We start from the raw sequence: 16,855 nt of genomic DNA, 5'->3' as shown, positions 1-16,855 counted from the left end.
CCTCTTGAACGGGGCTAGAGATTAATCAGACGAGAGACTAAGCATCTTATTAGTGCGCCTATCCGCAGTAGAATCAAACTGAGGGTCATTATTTAGGAGCGGATGAAACATTTGGACCAAGCCATGATAAAACATAGACATAGATAGGCTAAGCAGCCTTAAAGACTGTTGGAGAGAAAATATAACAAAACTTCCTAGATTCACTAGTCTATTTAAATGGTGAGCCCAAGAAATTTCATTTTTTGCAATCGCTTCAAACGCTTGTTGATAGTGCTTAGGAGTATAACGATACGCTGGTCTACTGCGGTTAAAAAAATCAGATTGTGATTGCATTTGATAAGCATTGTCTGCAATTAATTGTGCGGCGTAATTTCCGCCCTTCAATCCAGCATTAACCGCTCTAAAGAAAGGCACACTCATGGCAGCATCACCAATTAATATAAAGCGCCTCCCATTTTTATCCATGACCACCGATTCACTGCGATAGGTTGAAAATTCCACTGGAGCTATCTTGTCGCTGTTTTCAAGGACCACCTCCTGTGTGTGTTGATGGCGGTATTTCATCCAGGATAAGATAGAGGAAGCTATAGTGCTTATCTTTGGATTTGTCTGCTGCTCCAGCTCAACGAAACTCATTGTTTTCCAGGAGGTGACATCAAGTGCTCGCAGTGCTTCGTATGTTTCTTTATCTGTAAAGAAGGCAAGTGTCACAGGCGTCGCATCATTGTTTTCTTTTCCTACACTCTCTACGGCTAAATGGTTGATTTGTGTTAGTGCTTGAAAATATTCTAGAAAATTGAGTTTCCGGGTGTTCTTCTTGCTGTGGTATTTAACTTCAATAATATATTGCATCGATTTTTCATCCCGTTTTATATCGCGGAATATTTCTCGACGCACAATACTATGTGCACCATCTGCGCCAATAATCGTATTTGCACTAGGATAGCGTTGTGTTAATAAATCGACGTGGTCAACTTTCTCATAGTTAAAGTGAATACCTAACGATTTCGCTAAGGCTTTTAAGCGGTTTTCTATTTCAAGGGTTGGGACTAGGCCTTCAAGTTGAGCTAATACTTCTTGCAATCGAGCATCAGGATGAGACCCTAGGTGTGCTTTTTTATCAATATTTAAAACATGCGTTCGTTTGTACTCACTGTCACGCTCAAGCATTAAAATAGTTAATGCCGGATTATATAATTTAGCTTGTATTGCAGTATATAAACCAACAGGACCGGCGCCTACAAAAATAACATCAGGCTTCATCGTCTTTTCCAGGTGTGAATTGGTCAATATTTTAATAGATTGCCGTTGAAAAAATCAATCTTTTTATTTGTTTATGATGCAAACTGCGCAATTACAGGTCTTTTCCGTGGATAAAGCAGGGGAAATAATAGCTCGATGTTAGAGCTTGGTTGCTTGCAACCAAGCATAATAAAAAATTGGCTTTTATATTTCTTCTAAAGATTTCGAAATCGACTCGGTCATCATCTTGGCATCACCAAAAAGCATGTAGGTATTGTCATGATAAAATAATTCATTTTCTACACCGGCATATCCAGGCGACATGCCGCGTTTAACAAACAGTACGGTTTTTGCTTTTTCCACTTCCAAAACTGGCATTCCATAAATAGGAGAACTCGGATCGGTTTTGGCCGCAGGATTAGTAATATCATTGGCGCCAATAACAAAAGCTACATCACAGGCGGCAAAATCACGATTAATTTCACTTTGCTCAAACACTCTATCGTAAGGAATATTGGCTTCAGCAAGTAGCACGTTCATATGCCCTGGCATACGGCCTGCAACCGGATGAATAGCAAAACGCACACGGATGGATTTTTTTTCTAAAGCATCAACTAATTCTTTGACAGCATGTTGTGCATGGGCAACTGCCATACCATAACCTGGAACAATAATCACGTCCTTCGCATTACTTAATAAAAAAGCAGCATCTTCACCATTTCCTTGGCGCACATTGCGTGATTCACTATCCACTTGCGCTTGTCCGGCGCTACTACTTGAGCCTATGCCCCCGAATATCACATTAAATATGGAACGGTTCATCCCCACGCACATTATATAGCTTAGAATGGCTCCGCTTGCGCCAACTAAGGCGCCAGTAATGACTAACAAATGATTGCTTAAGGTAAAACCTATTCCTGCAGCTGCCCACCCTGAATAGGAGTTAAGCATAGAAATTACTACGGGCATGTCTGCACCGCCAATCGGAATAATGAGTAAAATGCCTAATAGGAAGGCTAAAGCTGCAAGAGTCGCGAAAATGACTATTGTTTGTTGCATTAAAAATAAAACCAATAAAACAAGAATAGCGATACCAATTAATGCATTGACTAATCCTTGGCCTGGAAATCTAACAGGAACCCCAGACATTATTCCTTGTAATTTTAAGAAAGCAATCACTGAACCCGAGAAGGTTACCGCCCCAATTATTAAACCTAAACTCATTTCAACCAGACTTGCTTTTTCTATCGCCCCAGGATAACCAATATGAAAAGATTCGGGTGACAAGAACGCGCAAAAGGCTACTAAAACCGCAGCCATACCTACTAAAGAGTGGAAAGCTGCTACTAGTTGTGGAATTGCCGTCATATTTATTTTTAACGCAATGAAGGTGCCAATTATTCCCCCAGCAACAATTAAGCTAATAAGATAAAAATGATGAAAAATAGTGGGCATCATAAGGGTTGAGCCTACCGCTAAAACCATTCCTAAAATTCCGAGAAGATTTCCTCGTCTGGAAGTTGCAGGGCTTGCTAAACCTTTTAACGCTAAAATAAAACATATTGCGGCTAATAAATAAAATAATGGAACTATGGTATTCATAACGTTCTATCCTTAGAGCAGTAAACTTCTTATCGTGAATGTATTTGTCTATTTCTTATACATGCGTAGCATCCGCTGAGTTACGACAAAGCCACCAAAAATATTTATAGAGGTAATAAAAATGGCTAACCCCCCAAGCCAGGTAATACTGCCGGTTAATTGTGTCCCTGCTGCGATAAGCGCACCTAAAACGATAATACTAGAAATGGCATTGGTTACAGACATGAGCGGGGTATGTAATGCAGGGGTCACTTTCCACACTACGTAATAGCCTACAAAACACGCTAAAACAAAAATAGTGAGAATAGCGATATAGGGGTTTCCTAAGGTATTAATCTCATGCATTTTGCTTCTCCTTTGCTTTTTGGAATGGTAACTGGGCTCCTTCATGACAAAGAACAGCTTGTTGAATAATTTCATCATCAGGATTAAAACTTAGTTCTGCAGTTTTTGAGGTCAATAAATTAATTAAATGAACCAAATTGTTAGCATAAAGTTCACTGGCTGTAGTGGGGACTAACCCTGCCATATTAGAAATACCAATTATTGTGATTTCGCCGTGTTTAATAGTTTTATCTTTTTGGCTAAGCTCACAATTTCCCCCTCTGGATGTAGCTAAATCGACGATGACTGAACCCGGTTTCATTTGCTCTACAGTACTTTTTTGAATCAATATTGGTGCCGGTCTTCCTGGAATAAGGGCTGTAGAAATAACAAGATCGGCGATTTTGGCGTATTGATCGATGAGTTCTGCTTGTAGTTTTTTATATTCCTCGCTCATCTCCGAGGCATAACCACCCTTGGTTTCCGAGTCTTGATCTTGAGCCACTTCAATAAATTCCGCGCCTAAACTTTCTACTTGCTCTTTTGCTGCACGACGAACATCAAAGGCATAGACTATGCCTCCGAGGCGCTTTGCTGTAGCAATGGCTTGTAAGCCTGCAACACCTGCCCCTAAGATAAGGATTTTTGCGGGCTGAATCATTCCGGCTGCTGTCATCATCATAGGGATAGCGCGATGAAAAGTATTGACTCCTTCTAATACAGCACGATAACCCGCTAAGTTTGCTTGCGAAGATAAACTATCCATACTTTGTGCACGGCTTATCCGAGGGATAAAATTCATTGATAAGATGGTGATGCCTTGAGCAAGGGCTGCTTGAATAAGTTTACTATCGGTATTATTGTCAACATGGGCAATAATGAGGCAGTTTCTGGGTAGCTCGCCAATCAGTTCGCTATCTGGTTCATTTAGACAAAGAAGAACTTTAGTTTGCGCTAATAAATTTTTCTTATTATCTTGTATTTGTACACCAACCTGCTCGTACTCTGCATTAGTAAACCCTGCAGCAAGGCCTGCATCCTTCTCAATAGCAACCGTAAAACCTAATTTGAGGTATTGTTTTGCCGACTGAGGGGTAATGGCAACACGGGTTTCGTTGCCTTGTTCATGTATTGTTGCAATCATCATAGCAAAGTCCTTTTTACTCAATATATACACTATCCTATTGTAATTTAGAGAAATTTTCTACCGGATATAAAATAGAAATTTATGGGGGCTTGGATGGTTAAAGGCTATAAAAAGAAAAGAGCGCATCAATACGCTCTTAGATAAAGATTAGACAGCAAAATTGAGTACAGTCCTAGGTCACAAAGTGGACTCCTCCGGAATGCTTTAGGCTTCTTAGTGCGAGCTAAGCTTGCACACCGCACTCGCAATCTGGTTTCCCGATTGGTGATATTGGCTGAACAATCTCTGCCGTCTATGATTGTATATTAGGCTATATTTTCTTGACCTTCCATTTTTTAATATCATTTTTTTGCAAAGAAAGTGTAAGGACAGCTGTCGCAGCAATAAAATTTATAAACGTACTCAGAGTTTATACCCAAAGCAAATTCTTCGCCAATTTTTTAATTGATGGAATAAGCCTATGAAGTAGTCCTTTTAAAAATTGAGCTAAAAGACAATTGAGGAAAATGTCTGGCCCTTAGTGCATAGCGCGTAGTTTGTTGTTGGGGAGCGCCAGTTTTAACAAAGATTTGGGTAAAGTACATTTTTCCTCGCGCATCACGAGCAATCCCAACACCAGTAAGATTGTAATTACCTAAGATATTTCTTTCGTGACCAGGACTTAACATCCAATTTTTAACGACATCCTGAGCATCCTTATAATTAAAGGCTACATTTTCGGCTGCAGCACCGGCATTTGTAACTTCTTTACGCAGAGTAGCTACCCGTTTATAAAAGTTTTTATGCCCGAAAGGGGTTTGATGGCTCGCCATCTTGCTTGCGTGAATTTTAGCTTGATTAGAAATATGCTGTTCCATTTTAAGCGGTGCTAAGTGATGTTTTTTTCGATAGGCATTAACTTCTACCAAAATAGCATTTTCAATCACTTTGTCATCGGCTATTTTTTTAACCGGGGTTTGAGCATAAATTGAAATAGCTGTGAGAAGAAAAGAGAAGATAAGAGCCGTTTTTTGAAAGTTAAACATAAAAATCCTCTGGATTAAATTTAGGCAGCAATGGTGACTAAAAATTAACCTTTTGTCCAGATTTTTTATGTATTAAAAGTAACTCATTCGCTTGGCTGTTTTCTATATGGATTAAATATTAACAGAAAGCCCGAATAATACAGCATGCAAACTGGGGATGCTGGTAAGATGTCCTGTTTTAGAATTGGGATTGATTATTAAGTTAGGATCATTACCAAATACGCCTTGATATAATAAATTTAAACTCGCTAAAGTAGTGATGGGATAGCCAAGACCTGCTTGAACTTCTGCAGCAATTTGGGAAATATCATTAATGGCTTGATGTTCAATTTGCCATTTTCTATAAGCAAAACCGCCTTTGACTTGCGCAAAAAAAGAGCTTCCTATAAGAGGATCACTTTTGGCTGTAACTAAAAAATCGATCATGGGACCAAGACTGGTATTTACAGGTAGCCATTGGAGGAGAACAAGGGTTTGATAAGGAATAGCGAGATGCATTTTATTGCCATTTTGTACTCCGAGCTCAAGCCCCCAGGCAAGATCACCGGTTAACACAAAATCGCTGCCCACAGCAAGTCGCCCTAAAGCGGTTTTACTGCTTGCATTATGAAGGTATTGATAACGTCCAGTGCCGATACTGGCAGTAACAGTCCAAGGTTGGTCAGTTGTCATTGGTTCAGGATAATAACCATCAGCAAATAATGAGGTTGATAATAAAATTGCTATTATGAGTAATGGTAATTTCATTTTCATCTGTATCCCTTTCGATCCGCTACATTGAGTGAATCTTATTTAATTATTGAGTTATTAGTTTGGGATTCTTTTCTGGCGGAGAGAGAGGGATTCGAACCCTCGATACGTTTCCGTATACACACTTTCCAGGCGTGCGCCTTCGACCGCTCGGCCATCTCTCCATCCGAGGAAGCTTATACTTCTCGGCAAATAAAAGCAAGAGACTCTGTGCTTTAAAAGTAAACATTAATAATAAAATATCAATTTTAACCATTAACAATAAATTTTATCCTTTGACCAAGTGTAAAGTTTATTGAAACAGTCCTGGCATCGAGGTATTATGGCTGGTTTTTGTTTAATTAAGGGACAGTTATGGCAGTAATGAATTCGATCCAACAGGGCGTGTCTGATTTTACCATGATAATTGGTACTGGATTAAAATATGGGGGTGCTGGTGGCCTTTTCGCGATGGCGGTAGTGGGCACAATCTCTATTGATTTAGTATTATTAACTGCTGCCGAAAGAAATCGTGATAGCTTCTTGACTGGCTTTATTTTAGGCTCCATGTTTTCTCGCGGTAATGTAAATCCCATACCCTTACTTATTGCCTCTCCCATAACCTCAGCCATTGCGGTGGGTTTATCTTTTGCATTAGGCGTGCCCGGTGCTGGTTTGGCAATCTTAGCTGGTTGGGCTTTAGCGGCCACTTTACTCGCTGTTGGTTTAGGGCTTGAGAATTTGGCTAAAGCCATAGAGCCTGAGCCTGAATCGTCTTATCGTTTCAGCTACTAATAGTTGGGCTTGCTGGCGACCTGATAAATGCCATCAGCCCATAAATTTATAATTATTCATTCACTTATTCCTATTCTTTTACTAAAATTTATCTATATCTAAGACATAAAAGGTATTCTAAATGAAAAGAATAAGCCTAGTCGTATTTGTTTCTTTGCTACTGAGCACAACTAGTTGGTCATTTACTTGTTATATGACCCTAGCTAAAGACAATTGTTGGCAAGACTATAATGTGTCTGTTGATATCATTAACTCCAGCACAGGTGGGATAATCACCACAGTAAATATTCCCAAGGGTGAATCCTGGGCTAGACAAACCTTTGATTGTGAGGTTTCAGAAAAACTGATGTATATCGCCCGTTTTTCCCCGGTATTTTGGCAAAAGGATATTGGTAAAACTTACCCTGCACAACGTTTTTGGTCTTTACCTGCACAAATTAACCCAGGGGATAGCGCGTGGAATGTATCTGTTTGTTATCCGGCTGATTTTTCTCTAGTTCCTACCCCTCCTCAGGCAACGAATAATTGCCAATGTGATTTTACTGTTATTCCTGCCATTCCTCCGAAAAAAATACCCTAACTTTTATCGTAATGGAAAGAAGAAGGGTATAGGCGTGGAATTAAGCTTAGTCTTTGTGTATTATTCGAGAAAAATGCAGATTCAGCAGGTAGTAAAGAGTCTGAGTATAAATAAATCAGGGGGCAATCAATTGATTGGTTTGAGAAAGAAAATTGGTCAGTTATTAATTATGGGCTTCGAAGGTACAGAAATTAATGAGCAAAGCCCCATAGCTCAATGGTTATTGAACGATGGCTTAGGCGGTGTTTTAGTTTTTGATAAAGATTTACATACAGGTCATTATGGAAAAAATTTAATCAACAAAAATCAAATTAAAAAATTGCTACAACAATTAAATCACTATTCTGAACAAGGCACCCTCGCTAATACTTTACTAACTGCAATAGATTATGAGGGAGGAGCAGTAGATCGCCTAGCTAGTATTGTTGATTGTCCACGCACAAGTAAAGCGGTGGAATTAACTCTTCTACCACCAGAGCTTTTAAAAGAAAAAATTAACACAATGGCTTTAACTTTAAAGTCGCTAGGCTTTAACTTAAATTTTGCTCCAGTAGTGGATTTAAGTCTCAATGAAGAAGAGGGGATAATTGGGAAATTAGGGCGAAGTTTTTCTCATAATCCCGAAGAGGTTGTTCGCCTAGCGCGTATCTTTGTTGAAATTTTTAATGGCCACGGTATTGCTTGTTCCTATAAGCATTTTCCGGGACATGGTAGTGCCGTAGGCGATACCCATGAGGGTTTTGTGGATGTAACGGAGAGCTTCCAATCGACAGAACTAGTGCCTTATTCGCAGCTCCTAAAAGAGCAAGATAAGCCAGTAATGATTATGACGGCCCATGTTATCAACCGACATTTAGACAGTGAAGGCTTACCAGCTACTTTATCTTATAAAATTCTAAATGATTTGTTAAGAAAAACACTTAATTATGATGGCGTTATCATTAGTGATGATTTGCAAATGCAAGCAATAGCCGAGCATTATTCAATGGAAGATGCGCTGCAGTTGACTTTTAATGCAGGAGCTGACATGGTTATTTTTGGTAACCAATTAGGCTCGACTACTGCACCTGAAGTAATTGATTGTATCGAACAATTAGTGCACAACCAGCAGATTTCTATGGAACGAATAGATGAGGCTTATCACCGTGTAAGGCGTTTAAAGCAACAAATAGCTAATACAGAGTTAGTTTTAAACTAATTAGTGGGTCCAATGACTTTAGAGACTCTTAGTGCAATTAGGGTCTTGACGAAATATTCAGTTGTGTTAGAATATATTCGAGTTGTATATTTTTTAATCATATAATGGTGTTTTTCATGCTATCCAACTTGTTATCGTTTCACCAGTTATCTTCTTTGTCCTCCTTCCAATCAATCGGTTGTTGTTGCTGCTGTTGTTAATTTTTCCTTCCAATTTCATTATTTAAGGATTTTATTATGTGTGCAGCACACGAACCAAAGAAAAAAATAATTTTTAGTACCCCTTTAATTTATGCATTAATGATTGCTCTGGGCATTGCGAGCGGCATGTCTGACCTTGCTGTGCTTAAAAACTTGGGCTTATTAGTTTCTGACTTGTTTATAAAAATATTTAAATGCATTAGCTTACCTATTATTTCTTTATCCATCATTGTGACCTTAGCTAATTATAAAACTGACGGCTACATGAAGTCGGTTTGGCAAAGGACTATTAAGTATACTTTTTTGACTACTATTGTGGCAGCAACTATCAGCTGTATTTTGTATTTGATTATCAATCCCAGTACGGTACAAGTGAATTTAGCTGCCCATGCTAAAGATTCGAGCAGTAATTTGGGCTATTTAGGTTATTTAGCGAATCTTATACCAACTAATTTGTTGTCTCCCTTTTTAGAGCAGCAAGTAATGGGGGTTTTGTTATTAAGTATTGTTGTTGGGTTTGCTGTACGCCAGATCCCAGAAGAGGAGTCGCGTGAGACCTTAGTGCGGTTTTTCCGAGGGGCACATGGCATGTTTCTCGTAATGACACGTTGGATTATTGCGATAATACCTATTGGTTTATTTGGTTTTATCACCTCAACAGTGGTGCAATTACGCTCCGGGATGGATATTAAAGGGATCGGTGAGTATTTATTAATTATTGTTCTCGCTAATTTAATTCAAGGTTTTGTCGTTTTACCTTTGTGGCTAAAAATGAATGGGGTCCGTCCTTTTGCTGCGATGAAAGCAATGATTCCAGCCTTATCGGTCGCATTCTTTTCTAAATCTTCAGTAGGTACTTTACCGGTAACGATGAATACCATTGAGAAAAACTTGCAGGTGAAACCTGAAATCAGCCGCTTTGTTTTACCTTTATGCACCAGTATTAACATGAATGGTTGTGCCGCCTTTATTTTCGCCACCGTCATTTATTTAATGCAAAGTCATGGTATGGCTGTAAGTTTAGGAACAATGGGGCTTTGGGTATTCATCGCAACGATTGCTGCAATAGGAAATGCTGGCGTTCCCATGGGATGTTTCTTTTTAAGTGTTAGTTTGCTGTCAAGCATGAATGTGCCTATCACTTTAATGGGAGTTATTTTACCTTTCTACGGTTTAATTGATATGCTAGAAACAGCATTGAATGTTTGGTCTGATGCTTCTGTAACTAAGATTGTTAATGATAAAGCAGCGCTTGGGGATAGTTCTATAGTGCCTTTTAAGAAGAAAAATTCGGTGATTGAAGCAGAGCTAGGTTAACTTTAGATTGAGCTTAGCTTACTAATAAAAAGAGGACAAGCCTTTGTCAGGATGATAAAGGCTAAATCTCAAACAACCCCAAATTAAATTGAAGCAAATTAAATTGAAGATAGCATAAAAATACTATCTCCGGTCTAAAATAGCTAGCGATATATCCGTGTTTCTTGGACTGCTATTAAATCAGCATTAGTAGGATGGTCGAGTGAGTAATTACCCTCAATTAGCCTTCTATTATCTGTTGAAAAGAATAAGGTTCCGGGGCCGGCATTGCACCGTCTTAATTTTTCAGGTTCCAATTCCAGAGAATCATCAGAAGGTGGTTCCTTTACCTTGACACATCCTGCTCCGTTAAATTTCACGGCTCCTGCATAGGATTCAATTTTATGTAAAATTCCCTTAGTACAATTAAAGAATTTACTCATTGAACGCTCCTTAAGTAGAGTTAATTAATGGGGGGGGTAAATTGGATAGCTATATCTACAGTTTGTTTATGTTCTATTATAACTATAATTCATAGAGCCACCTTCATAGTTATCATCTTTAAAAGTTAATAGGTTTAGTGGTGCGCAAGGCGCGGACTTAACGCTTCCCTAACTTCATTGGGTGATAATTGCTTACTGTCTGACAGGGTGCCGCTTAGGGGTTTTAATACTTCCGCAAGCTGCTCAATACTTATTTGTTTATCAAGAAAGGCTTTATAAGCAAATTTCTTATGTTGGAATATCTTGTTAAATCTATCAATCATACTTGGATCATCGGTCCACACAACTACCGGAATATGCAAGGGAATATGAAGCGCGACATCTGGTCCATCGATTTTTTTATTAGCTAAATATTTATGAGATAAATTTCCATCTAAAATAACAAGCTTAATAATTTCTTGGTTTTTTTTTATAAAAGAAATTGCTGCCTCACCTTCTGCAAAACAAGTTAATGCTTGTTTTCCTTTTAATACTCTCGCTAAGGCCTGTTTCAAAAGCATTTGATTTAAAGGGCTATCTTCAACTAAAACGATCAAAATTATAACCTAAAATGAAATTGATCATATCATAAACTTAGAAAATTAAAAAAGGCCTGGTTAATTGAATCTCTGTACATGACAGATTTTTTGTCAGCTACAGAGTAATTGAATAATATAAATTCCTTAACTTGAGTGACCACTTAATAATCGTTCACTTATAGAGAAATAAATTTTTTCTAGCAGTTCTAAATCAGCTAAAGAAACAGACTCATTCACTTGATGAATAGTCGCATTAACCGGACCTAATTCAACAATTTCTACCCCATAAGGAGCAATAAAACGGCCATCCGAGGTACCACCGCTGGTTGATAATTCAGTCTCAATTCCAGCTTCTTCGCGAATAGCTTGTTGACAAGCATTTAATAGTAAACCTTTACTGGTTAAAAAAGGGATGCCACTTAAACGCCATTCTATTTTGGGGTGTAGCCCATGACGGCTAAATAAGGAGGCAACTTGCTCTTTTAAACCATGTTCGCTTTGTTCGGTTGAATAACGGAAATTGAAGTGCATCTGCAGCTCACCAGGAATAATATTACTAGCATGGCCACCAGAGTTAAGGTAGGTAATTTGCATCGACGTTGGCGGGAAATGAGCATTTCCCTTATCCCACTGAATAGTGCTAAATTCGGCAAGGGCTGAACTTAATTTATGGATAGGATTCTCTGCGAGATGGGGATAGGCCACATGACCTTGGATCCCTTGTAAGTGAAGTTTAGCGCTTAAGGAACCTCGTCGGCCAATTTTAATAACATCACCTACGCGGGCAGTACTTGACGGCTCACCAACAATACAATAATCAATAGTAATATTTCGCTCTGCGAGTTGTTGCATTACATAAGGGGTACCTAAGAGAAATTCATCACCTTCTTCACCGCTAGTAATTAAAAAGCCTAATCGTCCATAAGCATTAGGGAAGCTGTTAACAAAGCGTTCTGCCATTAGCAACATGGCAGCAAGACTTCCCTTCATATCGGCGGTACCACGGCCATATAACATACCGTTTTTTTCTGTCAGCTGGAAAGGATTAGTCAGCCATTGGTGCTCCTCACCGATAGGTACAACGTCTGTGTGTCCTGCAAATACCAGTAAAGGGCCGCTTTCACCATAGTAGGCAAAAAAATTGGAGACAGGAGGTTGATTTAAAGGAAGGCAGGTAAACCCTAATTGTTTAAGATAGTCCATCATAAACTCCTGGCAGCCTTCATCAGCAGGAGTAATTGAGGAAAACGCAATTAATCGAGCAAGAACTTCCTTGATAGTCTTCATTTAATTTGCTCTTAGTAATTCATTAATACTGACTTTGGCTCTGGTTTTTTCATCCACTTGCTTAACAATAACGGCGCAGTACAAACTATGGCTTTTATCTTCACTAGGTAGTGTGCCTGAAACGACTACCGAGCCTTCGGGAATCCGCCCATAGCTTATAGTGCCAGTTAGCCGATTATATATTTTAGTACTTTGGCCTAAATAAACACCCATTGAAATTACGGAGTTGCGTTCAACAATAACGCCTTCAACTACTTCTGAACGGGCTCCGATAAAACAATTATCCTCAATAATGGTCGGGCTTGCCTGGAGTGGCTCTAAAACACCCCCGATTCCAACTCCACCGGATAGATGGACATTTTTTCCTATCTGCGCACAAGAGCCCACCGTAGCCCAAGTATCCACCATAACACCTTCATCAACATAGGCACCAATATTGACATAAGAGGGCATAAGAATAGTGTTTTTAGCGATATAGGCGCCTCGACGAACTATCGCGTGCGGAACTACCCTTACTCCTGATTGTTTGAATTGTTCTTCGCTATAATTTTGGTATTTGAGGGCTACCTTGTCGTAGAATTGACAAAAGCCACTATCTACTATTTCATTGGGAAATAATTTAAATGAAAGCAAGACGGCTTTTTTAATCCACTGATGAACTACCCACTCATTATTAATTTTTTCAGCTACACGGAATTGGCCACTATCTAAACAAGATAAGACTTCGTTGACGGCAGCCAGTAGTTCAGGTTTAGCATTGCTAGGAGATAAATTAAGCCGGTCTTCAAACGCCTGTTCAATTATAGTTTCTAATGAGCTCATGAGTGTTTTCCTTTTGTTAAGGCCTATCGGTGGCATTATTTTAAAGAGGCAATAAGTCTATCTTTCTCGGCCCATTGTTCATTTAGCCATTCTTTAAATTCATTATGGATTTCTGAATTTTCTAATAATTGTTTGGACATAAATTGAGCGGGAATGGGTATTTTCCTGATTGAAATTTTTGCAGAGTGGACTTTTTTGCAAAGAAAATCCCAGAGTGAATGATTTTTTTCTGGGTAAACAATAGTGACATCCAATAAACTCGTAATTTGTTGCCCCATTGAACTAATAATAAAACTGATGCCGCCAGCTTTGGGCTTTAGTAAATGGTTATAAGGCGATTGTTGTTGTTGCTTTTTCTTTGGGGTAAAACGCGTACCTTCAATGAAATTCATTACTGAGGCCGGAGTTCTTTTAAACGCCTCTATGGCTTTATAGGTGGAGACCAAATCTTTTCCCTTTTTATGTGGGTAGCGAGCAAGGTATTCTTTGCTGTAACGTTTCATAAAAGGACAGCCCATTGCCCACCAAGAAAACCCTAATAAAGGTACCCATTTTAATTGATCTTTAATAAAAAATTTTAACACGGGTATTTTTCGATTAAATAAGCGGTGTAAAACCACAATATCGAGCCAACTTTGGTGGTTGGCAACTACCAGATACCAGCTTTTTCGATCTAAATTTTCAAGCCCAGTTATGTCTAGTTTTAAGTTCTGTACCTTATCTACATATAAATTATTAATCCCGCACCAAAGAATAGAGACGTAATCTACCGCCCGCGTACATAAGTCTTGCCATTTTTTAATTGGAATAAGTTTGCAAAGACCTATAAATAAGATAGGTATAAAGCATAAGGTGGTGGTAATAATTAAAATAAATACAGCCAGTACCGCATGTAACTGGCTTCCAATTTTAGTTGATAAAGACATTAACAAAACTCCAAGGTACTACGTTAACCAAAAGCATGATTTAAATCTGCTTGTAAATCATCTATATGCTCAATCCCTACAGAAAGACGGATAAAACCATCTTCTATTCCCAGTGCTTTTCTTTGTTCCGGGGGTATAGACGCATGGGTCATTATAGCAGGATGTTCAATTAAACTCTCAACCCCACCTAAACTTTCTGCTAAAGTAAATAATTCACAACGTGATAAAAAGCGCTTTGCCCCTTCAATACCACCATCAATTACCATTGAGATCATTCCGCCAAATCGATGCATTTGCTCTTTAGCAAGGCTGTGTTGTGGGTGACTCGCAAGACCTGGATAAATAACCTTTTGGACTTGCGGCTGCCTACTTAACCAATGCGCCAAATGATTTGCATTCTCACAATGCCGCTCCATCCGTAGAGACAGGGTCTTTAAACTTCTTAAAACTAAAAAGCTGTCGAAGGGTCCTGCTACCCCACCGCAGGAGTTTTGTAAATAACCAATTTGGCTTGCTAAGTCCTGGTTATCACCGACGACTACTACACCACTTATTACATCAGAGTGGCCATTTAAGTATTTAGTTGCAGAATGCAATACGATATCAAAACCACATTCAATGGGGCGCTGAATCCATGGGGTGGCAAACGTGTTATCCGCGACAGAAATTAATTTATGCCGTTTAGCAAGTTCTGCGATTTTGCGTAAATCAGCAAGTTTTAACATGGGATTAGATGGGGTTTCGAGCCAAATTAAGCGGGTTTTAGGGGTAATTGCTGCTTCAATAAGTTCAGGTTTCGACATATCGACAAAAGAGAAAGAGAGATTAGAAGTTCGCGTTTTAACTTTATCAAATAAACGGAAACTACCTCCATATAAGTCATCCATAGCAATCACATGATCACCGGCATTTAATAAATCAATGACCGTATTTATGGCAGCCATTCCAGAGGCAAAGGCAAAACCATGCTTTCCCGATTCAAGACTGGCGACACAGGCTTCATAGGCTGTACGAGTAGGATTATGGGTGCGTGAATATTCATACCCTAAATGTTGACCAGGTGCGATTTGTTTGTAGGTAGATGTGGCATAAATGGGCGTCATTACAGCACCAGTATGAGGGCAGGGCTCTTGTCCTGCATGAATGGCGCGCGTATCAAAGTGAAGGTTGTTCATTTTTAAAATCCTTATTAAGTCTGGCTTTGTAGCTTTAAGTTAAATTGGGCTTGCCGTTATATATTGAAAGTTTATTGAGCATTTAAGCTTCCTTTTAAGTCTTGCCTTCTCAGGAAATAACCATTCAATAAGCATCGTTCAAATTAAATGATATTCTAGAGAGGGATGCTTATTGATGCAAGAAAATACCATTTTGTTGTTCTTTTTTCTTAAGTTTCGAAAGCTAGTTATTTTATGCTAGGATGAAGACCTATTGTTTATTCCTAATTTATCACTTTGAGGGACAATTAACGCATGAAATTAGATCTGGCTTATTTTTTATCTGCAAAACATGCAAGATGGTTAATAATCAGCTTAATTTCTCTATTTTCCCTATTAACGCTGGCTGAGTTTTCTAAATTATTTTGGACTTCGGAGACCCCAGGGCTTGCGTCTACCAATGAGCAAATTATTAGACAAGCTCCTAAAAACTCCTTAGATGCTCTTTTACATTCTTCCTTATTTGGAGTTTATGTATCGAATGATCTAAACAGTAATAATGTGAAAAAATCGATGCTTAACATTACTTTGGTAGGAATCCTTTTAGGAAATACTTCTGAAAATTCGCAAGTGATAATTCGCTTAGCTAATGGCGAAGAAAAAAATTATAAAGTAGACGATAAAATTCCTGGAGGAGCCTTAATTAAAAAAATTATGCTAGGTGGTATTTTGGTTGAACATAATGGAAATTTAGAAAGTGTAAGCTTACCAAAAACAGAATTAATATTTGAACCCATAGCCAAGCCTTTAAGGAATGAGGACTGATTCATATGAAGTATAAATATAAGCTTGTAATCTTATTAATGGCCACTGCGTTAATAGGCGGATGTCGAAATGTAAATTTAACGGAAGGGATTGAAAGTTTTAGAGCTCAAGATTATCGACGTGCGTTTATTCGTTTGAAACCAGAGGCAGAAAAAGGCCAACCAGATGCGCAATATGCGATAGGTTACATGTATTATTATGGTCAAGGCGTGATTGAGGATAGAAGAAAGGCTTGGTTTTGGATAAATAAAGCAGCAAGTCTTCGGCAGAAGGATGCGCTGGCCGCGGTGCAAATTTTGAATCAGGGGACTATGGAGAAACGCAAAATATTTGAATCCGCTGATTTACAGCATTTCCCCGTCCATAAAGATATGTATTAATATCCGGCCACGCAAGACTGACAATATTGGGTCTTGCTGTGCACTTTGGTTTGCTCATAAACAGCTAAAGAAAACTAAGAGGGGGCTTTTATTAAAGTGTAGTTTCGATTCGCTGAGCTTCATGATGGAACACTTATGGGCTTGTTATCCTTTCAAGATCAAGGCAGTATAGACTATTTTATTATTAACTCATGTTACGCACGGTCAATTTTAAGCTGCCATATTTTTAAGCTCCTGCCAAGCAATCTGGTTCGCTCTAAGAATCAATTTGTACTTAATAGCAAAGTGATTTAAATGAGTTT

General features: G+C 38.7%; 19 protein-coding genes and 1 tRNA gene. 7 read left to right on the top strand and 13 right to left on the bottom strand.

The window, feature by feature from the left end; all coding sequences use genetic code 11:
* Positions 1–21: 21 nt before the first annotated feature.
* From ELY15_RS02785 to ELY15_RS02755, 7 genes are all read right to left on the bottom strand, one after another.
* Positions 22–1,263, bottom strand: a complete 1,242-nt coding sequence (locus ELY15_RS02785) for an NAD(P)/FAD-dependent oxidoreductase (protein ID WP_127098125.1) — start codon at positions 1,261–1,263, stop codon at positions 22–24.
* A gap of 183 nt (positions 1,264–1,446) precedes the next feature.
* Positions 1,447–2,844: an NAD(P)(+) transhydrogenase (Re/Si-specific) subunit beta gene (locus ELY15_RS02780; protein ID WP_127098124.1), complete on the bottom strand. Its 1,398-nt coding sequence runs from the start codon at positions 2,842–2,844 to the stop codon at positions 1,447–1,449.
* Positions 2,845–2,892: 48 nt separating this feature from the next.
* On the bottom strand, positions 2,893–3,189 hold the full coding sequence (locus ELY15_RS02775; protein ID WP_127098123.1) for a proton-translocating transhydrogenase family protein: 297 nt from the start codon (positions 3,187–3,189) through the stop codon (positions 2,893–2,895).
* Positions 3,182–4,315, bottom strand: a complete 1,134-nt coding sequence (locus ELY15_RS02770) for a Re/Si-specific NAD(P)(+) transhydrogenase subunit alpha (protein WP_127098122.1) — start codon at positions 4,313–4,315, stop codon at positions 3,182–3,184. Before ELY15_RS02770 ends, ELY15_RS02775 begins: the two co-directional genes overlap by 8 nt.
* A 458-nt stretch (positions 4,316–4,773) precedes the next feature.
* The gene (locus ELY15_RS02765; protein ID WP_127098121.1) at positions 4,774–5,340 is read right to left on the bottom strand and encodes a CAP domain-containing protein; all 567 of its coding nucleotides are present in this window, start codon (positions 5,338–5,340) and stop codon (positions 4,774–4,776) included.
* Positions 5,341–5,451: 111 nt separating this feature from the next.
* On the bottom strand, positions 5,452–6,093 hold the full coding sequence (locus ELY15_RS02760; RefSeq protein WP_127098120.1) for a hypothetical protein: 642 nt from the start codon (positions 6,091–6,093) through the stop codon (positions 5,452–5,454).
* Between the two features lie 73 nt (positions 6,094–6,166).
* Positions 6,167–6,254, bottom strand: a tRNA-Ser gene (locus tag ELY15_RS02755).
* Positions 6,255–6,444: 190 nt separating this feature from the next.
* Here ELY15_RS02755 and ELY15_RS02750 point away from each other — a divergent pair.
* The 4 genes from ELY15_RS02750 (at position 6,445) to ELY15_RS02735 (ending at position 10,159) form a co-directional block, all read left to right on the top strand.
* On the top strand, positions 6,445–6,864 hold the full coding sequence (locus ELY15_RS02750) for a hypothetical protein (RefSeq protein ID WP_127098119.1): 420 nt from the start codon (positions 6,445–6,447) through the stop codon (positions 6,862–6,864).
* A 121-nt stretch (positions 6,865–6,985) separates the two neighbouring features.
* Entirely contained in the window at positions 6,986–7,444 is a 459-nt protein-coding gene (locus tag ELY15_RS02745) for a hypothetical protein (RefSeq protein ID WP_127098118.1), read from the top strand.
* 130 nt (positions 7,445–7,574) lie between these two features.
* Complete coding sequence (locus ELY15_RS02740) at positions 7,575–8,642, top strand: glycoside hydrolase family 3 N-terminal domain-containing protein (RefSeq protein ID WP_127098152.1); 1,068 nt, start codon at positions 7,575–7,577, stop codon at positions 8,640–8,642.
* A 236-nt stretch (positions 8,643–8,878) separates the two neighbouring features.
* On the top strand, positions 8,879–10,159 hold the full coding sequence (locus ELY15_RS02735) for a dicarboxylate/amino acid:cation symporter (protein ID WP_127098117.1): 1,281 nt from the start codon (positions 8,879–8,881) through the stop codon (positions 10,157–10,159).
* A 143-nt stretch (positions 10,160–10,302) separates the two neighbouring features.
* On the opposite strand, the gene ELY15_RS02730 is transcribed toward ELY15_RS02735, so the two are convergent.
* The 6 genes from ELY15_RS02730 to ELY15_RS02705 all read right to left on the bottom strand — a co-directional run bounded on the left by ELY15_RS02730 (position 10,303) and on the right by ELY15_RS02705 (position 15,369).
* Positions 10,303–10,581, bottom strand: coding sequence for a peptidase (locus tag ELY15_RS02730; protein WP_127098116.1), 279 nt, complete (start codon positions 10,579–10,581; stop codon positions 10,303–10,305).
* Positions 10,582–10,715: 134 nt separating this feature from the next.
* Positions 10,716–11,177 (bottom strand): response regulator, encoded by a 462-nt coding sequence (locus ELY15_RS02725; RefSeq protein WP_127098115.1) that lies wholly within the window; start codon positions 11,175–11,177, stop codon positions 10,716–10,718.
* Between the two features lie 126 nt (positions 11,178–11,303).
* The gene (dapE, locus tag ELY15_RS02720; protein ID WP_127098114.1) at positions 11,304–12,446 is read right to left on the bottom strand and encodes a succinyl-diaminopimelate desuccinylase; all 1,143 of its coding nucleotides are present in this window, start codon (positions 12,444–12,446) and stop codon (positions 11,304–11,306) included.
* On the bottom strand, positions 12,447–13,268 hold the full coding sequence (gene dapD, locus ELY15_RS02715) for a 2,3,4,5-tetrahydropyridine-2,6-dicarboxylate N-succinyltransferase (RefSeq protein ID WP_127098113.1): 822 nt from the start codon (positions 13,266–13,268) through the stop codon (positions 12,447–12,449). It abuts the gene before it with no gap.
* 35 nt (positions 13,269–13,303) lie between these two features.
* Complete coding sequence (locus ELY15_RS02710) at positions 13,304–14,194, bottom strand: acyltransferase (RefSeq protein ID WP_127098112.1); 891 nt, start codon at positions 14,192–14,194, stop codon at positions 13,304–13,306.
* 23 nt (positions 14,195–14,217) lie between these two features.
* The gene (locus ELY15_RS02705; RefSeq protein WP_127098111.1) at positions 14,218–15,369 is read right to left on the bottom strand and encodes a PLP-dependent aspartate aminotransferase family protein; all 1,152 of its coding nucleotides are present in this window, start codon (positions 15,367–15,369) and stop codon (positions 14,218–14,220) included.
* 294 nt (positions 15,370–15,663) lie between these two features.
* Between ELY15_RS02705 and ELY15_RS02700 the strand changes: the two genes are divergently transcribed.
* The 3 genes from ELY15_RS02700 to ELY15_RS16030 all read left to right on the top strand — a co-directional run bounded on the left by ELY15_RS02700 (position 15,664) and on the right by ELY15_RS16030 (position 16,847).
* Positions 15,664–16,173, top strand: coding sequence for a type II secretion system protein N (locus tag ELY15_RS02700; protein ID WP_127098110.1), 510 nt, complete (start codon positions 15,664–15,666; stop codon positions 16,171–16,173).
* A 5-nt stretch (positions 16,174–16,178) separates the two neighbouring features.
* Positions 16,179–16,553, top strand: a complete 375-nt coding sequence (locus ELY15_RS02695; protein WP_127098109.1) for a tetratricopeptide repeat protein — start codon at positions 16,179–16,181, stop codon at positions 16,551–16,553.
* 135 nt (positions 16,554–16,688) lie between these two features.
* On the top strand, positions 16,689–16,847 hold the full coding sequence (locus tag ELY15_RS16030) for a hypothetical protein (RefSeq protein ID WP_158617402.1): 159 nt from the start codon (positions 16,689–16,691) through the stop codon (positions 16,845–16,847).
* Positions 16,848–16,855 lie beyond the last annotated feature (8 nt).

This window comes from Legionella sp. km772 (assembly GCF_003989735.1).
Taxonomy (GTDB): domain Bacteria; phylum Pseudomonadota; class Gammaproteobacteria; order Legionellales; family Legionellaceae; genus Legionella.
This window is presented reverse-complemented; position numbering and strand designations above follow the sequence as displayed.

Bases quoted from the DNA above. Each gene is read 5' to 3' on its own strand.
- ELY15_RS02785 (WP_127098125.1), bottom strand. From the start codon at position 1,263: ATGAAGCCTGATGTTATTTTTGTAGGCGCCGGTCCTGTTGGTTTATAT.
- ELY15_RS02780 (WP_127098124.1), bottom strand. From the start codon at position 2,844: ATGAATACCATAGTTCCATTATTTTATTTATTAGCCGCAATATGTTTT.
- ELY15_RS02775 (WP_127098123.1), bottom strand. From the start codon at position 3,189: ATGCATGAGATTAATACCTTAGGAAACCCCTATATCGCTATTCTCACT.
- ELY15_RS02770 (WP_127098122.1), bottom strand. From the start codon at position 4,315: ATGATGATTGCAACAATACATGAACAAGGCAACGAAACCCGTGTTGCC.
- ELY15_RS02765 (WP_127098121.1), bottom strand. From the start codon at position 5,340: ATGTTTAACTTTCAAAAAACGGCTCTTATCTTCTCTTTTCTTCTCACA.
- ELY15_RS02760 (WP_127098120.1), bottom strand. From the start codon at position 6,093: ATGAAAATGAAATTACCATTACTCATAATAGCAATTTTATTATCAACC.
- ELY15_RS02750 (WP_127098119.1), top strand. From the start codon at position 6,445: ATGGCAGTAATGAATTCGATCCAACAGGGCGTGTCTGATTTTACCATG.
- ELY15_RS02745 (WP_127098118.1), top strand. From the start codon at position 6,986: ATGAAAAGAATAAGCCTAGTCGTATTTGTTTCTTTGCTACTGAGCACA.
- ELY15_RS02735 (WP_127098117.1), top strand. From the start codon at position 8,879: ATGTGTGCAGCACACGAACCAAAGAAAAAAATAATTTTTAGTACCCCT.
- ELY15_RS02730 (WP_127098116.1), bottom strand. From the start codon at position 10,581: ATGAGTAAATTCTTTAATTGTACTAAGGGAATTTTACATAAAATTGAA.
- dapE (WP_127098114.1), bottom strand. From the start codon at position 12,446: ATGAAGACTATCAAGGAAGTTCTTGCTCGATTAATTGCGTTTTCCTCA.
- dapD (WP_127098113.1), bottom strand. From the start codon at position 13,268: ATGAGCTCATTAGAAACTATAATTGAACAGGCGTTTGAAGACCGGCTT.
- ELY15_RS02710 (WP_127098112.1), bottom strand. From the start codon at position 14,194: ATGTCTTTATCAACTAAAATTGGAAGCCAGTTACATGCGGTACTGGCT.
- ELY15_RS02705 (WP_127098111.1), bottom strand. From the start codon at position 15,369: ATGAACAACCTTCACTTTGATACGCGCGCCATTCATGCAGGACAAGAG.
- ELY15_RS02700 (WP_127098110.1), top strand. From the start codon at position 15,664: ATGAAATTAGATCTGGCTTATTTTTTATCTGCAAAACATGCAAGATGG.
- ELY15_RS02695 (WP_127098109.1), top strand. From the start codon at position 16,179: ATGAAGTATAAATATAAGCTTGTAATCTTATTAATGGCCACTGCGTTA.
- ELY15_RS16030 (WP_158617402.1), top strand. From the start codon at position 16,689: ATGGGCTTGTTATCCTTTCAAGATCAAGGCAGTATAGACTATTTTATT.